At 32.9% G+C, this 3,673-nt stretch carries 3 protein-coding genes and 2 pseudogenes; 3 read left to right on the forward strand and 2 right to left on the reverse strand.

Annotated elements, in window-relative coordinates; genetic code table 11:
• Nucleotides 1-416 precede the first annotated feature (416 nt).
• A pseudogene (locus ACEN33_RS11935) lies at nt 417-558 on the forward strand (transposase); the annotation flags it as partial.
• 417 nt (nt 559-975) lie between these two features.
• Here the strand turns inward: ACEN33_RS11935 and ACEN33_RS11940 are convergent.
• Complete coding sequence (locus tag ACEN33_RS11940; protein WP_138405583.1) at nt 976-1,296, reverse strand: hypothetical protein; 321 nt, start codon at nt 1,294-1,296, stop codon at nt 976-978.
• A gap of 78 nt (nt 1,297-1,374) precedes the next feature.
• Here ACEN33_RS11940 and ACEN33_RS11945 point away from each other — a divergent pair, with 78 nt between their 5' ends.
• Complete coding sequence (locus tag ACEN33_RS11945) at nt 1,375-1,779, forward strand: hypothetical protein (protein ID WP_138405582.1); 405 nt, start codon at nt 1,375-1,377, stop codon at nt 1,777-1,779.
• A 417-nt stretch (nt 1,780-2,196) separates the two neighbouring features.
• Here the strand turns inward: ACEN33_RS11945 and ACEN33_RS11950 are convergent.
• Nucleotides 2,197-2,792 (reverse strand): annotated as a pseudogene (locus tag ACEN33_RS11950) (recombinase family protein).
• Nucleotides 2,793-3,246: 454 nt separating this feature from the next.
• Here ACEN33_RS11950 and ACEN33_RS11955 point away from each other — a divergent pair.
• Nucleotides 3,247-3,673 (forward strand): transposase (locus tag ACEN33_RS11955; protein ID WP_407095180.1); only part of this gene is annotated, 427 nt, incomplete at its 3' end.

Raw genomic sequence — 3,673 nt, forward strand, 5'->3', positions numbered from 1 at the left:
GATTTCTTTGTGTTAAAATGAGTGTGTGACATGAAGATTCTCTCCTTATACTATGTTGTGGTGACTTAAGTATAACGAATCTTCATGTCTTTTTTTAGTGTTGCGTTTCATCTTACAACACACCAATAAGATTTGATAAAAAATGGCAGAAAAAAAGCCTATCGATTAATTCGACAGACTTTTTCTTAACTTAATGACATTGAGTGAATTCTACTATAATTTAGTCACTACACAAAAATATAGTTAGGAGAATTCACATGGCTGATAATAATGATATCGCAAAACTGGTTGGAATTAAAGACGAAAATATTAAATTTAATGACGGGGTTCAAATCATCGAAGAAAATGGTCACACAACAATGTTGATTTCAGGCACGTTATCGTATCCGTTAGAGGCTTGCCCTAAGTGTGGCGTGCGTAAAATTGACGTAGAAACAATTTTTGATCGCTTAAAAGGTGTATTTGGCATGCGCAGAGCCCATGTTAGAGGGAAACAAGCGCTTCATAATAACATTGGTATCATGTTGATGAGTATGAATTTAACAAAATTAGCCCTCGAGGCAAGAAGAAGAGTGGCTACTTTTTACGATTATTCAGCCACACATAAAAATCGCAATGAAAGCATCAGAATATCGATGGTTTCATTGCGATTTTTCTATTTAAGGCTAGTTTTTTTCCCAGCCCCTTTTAATATTAACTATAATAGTGATTTTTTCTGTAGCGATAAAACGTCGTTCGGTTAATTCCTGTTTTCCGTTCTATTTCTTTATCTGACAAGCCTTGTTCATTTATTGAAATTTTATGGCTATGTTTTTGGCATATCCTTCGTTGCCTAGTAATTTTTTGTTTAATGTTATACTCATGTTGTTCGACTCCTATGTTTCCCCCGTATTAACTATGCATATTTTATATTGTCAATTATCAAAAGGAGTTTAATATGTGTATTTTTACTAGCTAAATTTCCTCCTCGTATATTTAGTAATTTTCAGAAGTAGAATTAGCGTCTAAAAATATTTTATCTAGTTTTTTTACCTCGTTTAAAGGGACAGTAATAATAACTTCGTCAATGTTTGTTTGCTCCAATGAATCACTATGAGGGGAACTTGTATACATTAATTCAAATTGTATAGCATTTTTACCAAGTATATTTAAAAGTAGTAATAAAATTCTTTTGAAATTTTTGTTAATTGTTATAACCATATTATTTTGCGTTTTTCTTATTTTAATTGATGATTCGTCAATACTCATACCTTGCAAAAAATCTTTTAATATCATTTCTATTTTATTTTTTTCCATTAGATTACCACCTTTACTTTAATTAAAATCTCAATTACAATAAACGTGCATTAAATAAATAAAGAAGGAGAGTGTATCATGAAGTTAAGTAAAAAAATTATTGTTATTTTCACTTTGTTTTTGTCTATATCACCTTTATTTTCTACGCCTGAAGTAAATGCTCAACAAAATAATGTAGTACCGTATGGAACCATTACAGGTCCTGGTGGAACTACTACTCTTGAGATTATGAGTAGTAATACCGTTTACTGGTACGCTAAGCCTAGTTTCTCTGGGCCTTATACCTTCCAAGGTACGGTAACAGTTACATATAAAAATAATAGAACTAATACATTTTGGATTAGTGAAGCTGCTAATAGTAAGTCGGTGTCAGGAATAATAGAATTACCAGCTGCAGCTAAAAAAGCAGTTCTAAGTGGCGTTGCCATTGGTACAAATGGTCTAGCAATTGCAGTGCCAAATGCTGATGCATACAATTATTAATTGGACTTAAATATATCCTTTAAATTTTATTTTAAAAAGTAACATCTAAAAGAGTATTACATGTAAATTCACAAACATCCCTTTAACAAGAGAATTTATTCTTTTTTAAAAGGGATGTTTTATATACTTCTAATTGAACTTTTTCCAATAATTATTATTTATCATCAAGTTTGCATTTATTTGGGATTCATAATAATTTTATTCGTATTTTATTCCGTCACAATCCGTTCTAAGATATAGCTAACAAACGCATTAAAACTCATTTCATGACCTCAGAGAGAGCTACAACGTTTTCATGTGGTGCGACAACTAACGAAATGACATTTTGTAACATGAAAACACTCCCTTTCGGGTCAGTAGTTAAATGAAAGCATACCACTTATTGATCATATTCTAAATCTCAAATTTCAGCTACTTCTACCTATCATCTATTTTAGTTAAATTATACTTTTCGCGATATCTTCTAAACGTAGTACGATTGATACCCGTCTTACGTTCAACTACTTTCTCTGTCATACCTCTATCATATAATTCAAAGGCATGTAGCAACCTTTCATCGTTAGGTTCAAACTTTCTTTTCTTCCTTTAAAACGTCCCTGACGTTTCGCTATTTCAATACCTTGCGCCTATCGTTCTTTAATTCGTTATCTTTCAGCTTCGGCTTGATACTTATATAGTTCAATAATTAGGTTATTGATTAAGCGTCGCAAGTTTTCATCAGCGATGCCATTCATCGATGGCAGATTTAATACCTCTAATGTTGCCCCTTTCTCTTGAATCAGGCTCATGATAGTCGTTAGGTCATTATTATTTCTTCCAAGTCGGTCTAATTCCGTAACAACAACAATATCGCCCTCTCTCAAATAATTTAACATGGCCTGTAGCTGCGTTCGTTCGACCGATCCCCCACTTACTTTGTCTGAAAAGACCTTGGAAACGCCTTCTAGTGCTTCAAGTTGCCGGGATAAGTTCTGATCCTTACTACTTACCCTTGCATAACTTATTCTTGCCAAAAAAACATCCTTTCATTATAAAGTATTCACAATGTCTTACCTAAAGTTTATTCTTGCTTAAAATTATATGTGTTTCACACGATCAATATAAAATAACTCTATTGAACACATGATAATACTATTATAGCAACCATACAAAAAAGTTCAATAGAGTGTACTCTATTGAACTTTAAATTAATCAATTATATCCAAATAAGTATGATATTCCGTGATTGTATCATACTTATTGTATGGCAGCATAAAGAAAAAGCTCACTAAAGAGTCCTCTAGTGAACTTCTTCTAAACTTCATTTATAGATTAAGTATAGATATCTAACAATAGGGATGATCATACACACCAAAAGAACTCCTATTAAGTGATGAATTGTAAAATTAAGTGCGACAAATAAAGAAACCCATAACAGGTTCGTGTAAAATGTTAGTAACGACAAAAACATAAACACGGAGGTCTGTTATGAGCTACACACATCTTACCATAGAGGAACGTTCAAAAATAGAAATACTTTACCAAGAAGGTTATAAAATTAATCGCATTGCTCAATTAATCGGGCGCCATCGGTCAACGATTTATAGAGAACTTAAACGATGCCCTTCAGATCAATACCAAGCTCAGGATACCCATGACGGTGCCAATCAACGTGCACGTCTTAAGGGTAGAAATCCTAAGTACACGGTCGAGCTACTTAAAGACATTCAAGATAAATTAGAACGTACATGGTCACCTGAACAAATTGTTGGACGAGACTATCAGGGAAAACTTTCCTTTAAATCCATCTATAACTGGATTTACCAAGATATCTTAAAGGTACCCCTAACTGTCTTAAGACACAAAGGAAAAAGTCGAGAGCCTCAAGAAACGCGAGGAAAGTTTAATATCGGCA

Origin of the sequence: Ruoffia sp. FAM 24228 (assembly GCF_045528575.1) — a bacterium.
In the GTDB taxonomy this organism is placed as follows: domain Bacteria; phylum Bacillota; class Bacilli; order Lactobacillales; family Aerococcaceae; genus Ruoffia; species Ruoffia halotolerans.

What these genes read in the sequence shown, in the direction of transcription:
- ACEN33_RS11940 (WP_138405583.1), bottom strand. Translation starts at nt 1,296, where the DNA reads ATGGAAAAAAATAAAATAGAAATGATATTAAAAGATTTTTTGCAAGGT.
- ACEN33_RS11945 (WP_138405582.1), top strand. Translation starts at nt 1,375, where the DNA reads ATGAAGTTAAGTAAAAAAATTATTGTTATTTTCACTTTGTTTTTGTCT.